At 75.5% G+C, this 3,951-nt stretch carries 2 protein-coding genes; both read left to right on the top strand.

Annotated elements, in window-relative coordinates; all coding sequences use genetic code 11:
- Positions 1–116 precede the first annotated feature (116 nt).
- A complete protein-coding gene (locus ABD308_RS27615; RefSeq protein ID WP_344339984.1) occupies positions 117–2,351 on the top strand; it encodes an MMPL family transporter in 2,235 nt (744 codons plus the stop codon).
- Between the two features lie 53 nt (positions 2,352–2,404).
- Complete coding sequence (locus ABD308_RS27610) at positions 2,405–3,508, top strand: carboxylate-amine ligase (RefSeq protein ID WP_344339982.1); 1,104 nt, start codon at positions 2,405–2,407, stop codon at positions 3,506–3,508.
- The last annotated feature ends 443 nt before the right edge of the window (positions 3,509–3,951 follow it).

The following is a 3,951-nucleotide window of genomic DNA, read 5'->3' as shown; positions in this document are numbered from 1 at the left end:
CGCCGCGCACCGCTGACGGGGCGACTACCCGCCGGTACCGGTGCGCGGCGCGGGCCGCCGGGGAACCCTGCGCCGGATCGGCACACCGCCGCGCAGCAGACCCCGGGAGCCCGTCCATGCCGCCGTCCGTCCGCCGCGACCCCCCGGCCACCGGGCCCGCCGCCGAGCGCGCGGGCCTGCGCCGCCTCGGCGAGTGGTGCGCGCGCCACCCGCTGCTGGTCGTCGTGCTGTGGATCGTGGCGCTGGCCGCCGTCCAGGCGGCCAACAAGACGGTCGGCGGCACCTACTCGGACGACTTCTCGCTGCCCGGCACCCAGGCGCAGACCGGCAAGGACGTCCTCCAGGCGCACGAGCCGGCCGCCGCGGGCACCAGCTCCCAGGTGGTGCTGCACGACGCCCAGCAGCTGAGCGGCTTCCAGCCGCAGATCGCGCAGGCCGTCTCCTCCCTGCAGCAGCTGCCGCACGTGCTCGCCGCGCAGAGCCCGCTGCCGCCGGCGGGACAGCCCGCGACGCCCGGCGGGCCGCTGTCCACCGACGGGCTGACCGGCTACATCACCGTCCGCTTCGACACCAACCCCACCCTGCTCGGCGACGAGTACCTGACCGGGGTGGACGCCTCCGTCGCCCCGCTGCGGCAGGCCGGGGTGCAGGTGGAGTACGGCGGGCCGCTGGGCGAGCTGGCCCGGCCGGCGCCGGACGACCGCTCCAGCGAGGCGATCGGCTTCGCGGTGGCCGTCGTGGTGCTGCTGGTCGGGTTCGGCAGCCTGCTGGCGGCCGGGCTGCCGCTGCTGACGGCGCTGTTCGCGGCGGTGGTCGGCCTCGGCGTGCTGGGCCTGATCGCCGCGCTGTCCACCTTCGCGACGGTCGCGCCCACCCTCGCCACCATGATCGGCATCGGCGTCGGCATCGACTACGCGCTGTTCCTGCTCACCCGGCACCGGCAGAACCTGATGGACGGCGCGGACCCGGTCGCCTCCGCCGGGCAGGCGGTGGCCACCAGCGGGCGCGCGGTGCTGGTCTCCGGCTGCACCGTGATCATCGCGCTGTCCGGGCTCTCGGTGTCCGGCATCTCCTTCATCGCCAAGCTCGGGGCCGCCGCCGCGGTCACCGTGGTGTCGGCGGTGCTCGGCGCGCTCACCCTGCTGCCCGCGCTGATGGGGTTCATCGGCCACCACATGGACCGCGTCTCGGTGCGCCGCCCGATCGCCGAGACCGGCGGCGCCCAGGGCGGGGAGAGCACCGGCGCCTGGCACCGTTACGCCCGGCGGGTCGAGGCGCACCCCTGGCGCTACCTGGCCGCCGGCGTGGTCGTGCTCGTGGTGCTGGCGATCCCGCTGTTCTCCATCCAGCTCGGCCACATCGGCGACGGCGCCGACTCCACCGAGTTCACCGACCGGCGCGCCTACGACCTGATGTCCGAGGCGTTCGGCCCCGGCTCCAACGGGCCGCTCACCCTGGTCGTCGACCAGAGCGCCGTGGCGGCCGGCGGGCGCCCCGCCGTGCAGGCCTCCGTGCAGCAGGCCCTCACCGGCCTGCCCGGCGCGGCGAGCGTCAGCCCGCTGCAGACCAGCCCGGACGGCGTGGTGCTGTTCAACACCGTCGTCCCGGCCGGCGCGCCCCAGGACCGCGCCACCACCGACCTGGTGAACCGGCTGTCGGACACCGTGCTGCCGGACGCCGTGGCCGGCACCGGCGCCAAGACGTACGTCACCGGCAACACGGCGGCCCAGGTGGACTTCCTGGACATCGTGTCGAGCCGGCTGGTGCCGATCATCGCGGTGGTGGTCGGGCTCGCCTTCCTGATCATCCTCGCCGTCTTCCGCGGCCTGCTGGTCGCCGTCAAGGCCGCCGTGCTCAACCTGCTGTCGATCGCGGCCTCGTACGGGGTCGTGGTGGCCGTCTTCCAGTGGGGCTGGGGCGGGCCGGCGCTCGGCGTGGCGGGCGAGGTGCCGATCGAGAGCTACGTGCCGATGATGATGTTCGCCATCGTCTTCGGCCTGAGCATGGACTACGAGATCTTCCTGCTCTCCCGCGTCCACGAGGCCTGGGTGCGCACCGGACGCCCCCACGACGCGGTCGCGCACGCCCTGGAGATCACCGCGCGGGTGATCACCTGCGCCGCCCTGATCATGGTCAGCGTCTTCGCCGCGTTCATCGTCAGCGACAACATCGTGATCAAGATGATGGGCCTCGGTCTGGCGGTCAGCGTCCTGGTCGACGCCACCGTCGTCCGCCTGCTGCTGGTACCCGCCGTCATGACCCTGCTCGGCGCCGCCGCCTGGTGGACCCCGCGGTTCCTCGACCGGGTCCTGCCGCACATCGACACCGAGGGCGAGGGCGAGCGGGCCTAGGGCTTGGCACGGGGGCAGGCGTGGAACGGACGGTTCCGGGTAGCGGAGGGGTCATGCTGACACTTGGTGTGGAAGAGGAGTACCTGCTGATCGACCCCCGGGACGGCACCCCGCTCCCCCGGGCGGCCGAGGTGCTGGCCGCCGCCGACCTGGCCCCGGCGCTGCGGCCGAGCGAGGCGCAGCACGAACTGCTCCAGGTCCAGGTGGAGTCCGCCACCCCGGTGTGCGAGGACCTCCCGGCGGTGGTGCGCCACCTGTCACGGGTGCGCGCCGGGCTCGCCTCGGCGGCCGCGCAGCACGGGTGCCGGGTGGTACCGGTCGGCGCGGCACCGTTCGGTCTGGACGAACCGGTGCCGGTCACCGAGGGCGACCGCTACCGCCGGGCCCGCCGGGAGGCGCCGGTGCTGGTCGACGACCTGATGCTGAACGGCATGCACGTGCACGTCGGGGTGGAGGACGAGGAGGAGCGGCTGAGCGCGCTGGTGCGGCTGCGGCCGTGGCTGCCGGTGCTGATCGCGCTGTCCGCCAATTCGCCGTACTGGCGCGGCCGGGACACCCACTTCGCCAGCTGGCGGACGGTCCACTTCGACCAGTGGGCGGTCAGCGGCCCGTCGCCCGTCTTCGCCGACGCCGCCGACTACCGGCGGCGGGTGGCGGCCCTCGGAGCGGCCGGCGCGATCGCCGACGAGGGACAGGTCTACTGGCACGCCCGGCTGTCCAGCCGCTACCCGACGGTGGAGGTGCGCGCCGCCGACGTCCAGCTCACCGTCTCCGACGCCGAACTGTTCGCGGGCCTGGTCCGCGCCCTGGTGGTCCGGGCCGTCCTGGACGAGCGGGCCGGGGCGCCGCGCCCCGCCGTCCCCGAGGAGCTGCTGCGCGCCGCCACCTGGCACGCCGCCCGGACCGGCCCGCGCGGCCGACTGGTCTCCCCGGTCAGCGGCACGGCCAGGCCGGCCGCGGAGGTGGTGGCGGAGTTCCGGGCCCACCTCGCCCCGGGGCTGCGGGCCACCGGGGACACCGAGCGGATCGCCGGGCTGTGGCGGGACTTCGACCACGCGGGCAACGGCGCCGACCGCCAGCGCCGCTGGTACCGCGAGGGCGGCCGGGAGGGCCTGACCGAGCGGCTGGTCGCCTCCACCGTGGGGCCGGAGCGCTGAGCACGGGCGGGGCCCCCGGAGCCGTCGGGCGCCCGGGTCGGCTCCGCGCCGCCCGCCTCGACGGCCTCACCCGTCACACCGACCTCCTACGTCAGGACAGCGACCAACGACGCTCCCGGCGTCGTCGCCGGGCTGCCGGCCGACCAGGCGGTGGTCGCGTCGCCATCGGCCCCGGACCGGGCCCGGAGGCCGTGGCCGCCCTCGCCGTCGTCCGTGGCGTGGTGCGGCGGCACGCCACCCGCGCCGCCCTGCGGGATCTCCTCCACCGTCTTCTCCTCAACCTCGTAGCGGATTCCCCCCGGTCGCTTCGCGCGTGCCCACCCCGCGCCGGGTCAATCGGCCCGGCGGCGCGCTCCCAGGTGTCCGGGAGCGCGCCAGGGGCAGACGCGCTGGCGTGAATCCGATCGAACGCGCCCTTCGCGCACTGGACGGCCTCCAGCAGC

It is taken from the genome of Kitasatospora putterlickiae, assembly GCF_039527695.1.
Taxonomy (GTDB): Bacteria; Actinomycetota; Actinomycetes; order Streptomycetales; family Streptomycetaceae; genus Kitasatospora; species Kitasatospora putterlickiae.
This window is presented reverse-complemented; position numbering and strand designations above follow the sequence as displayed.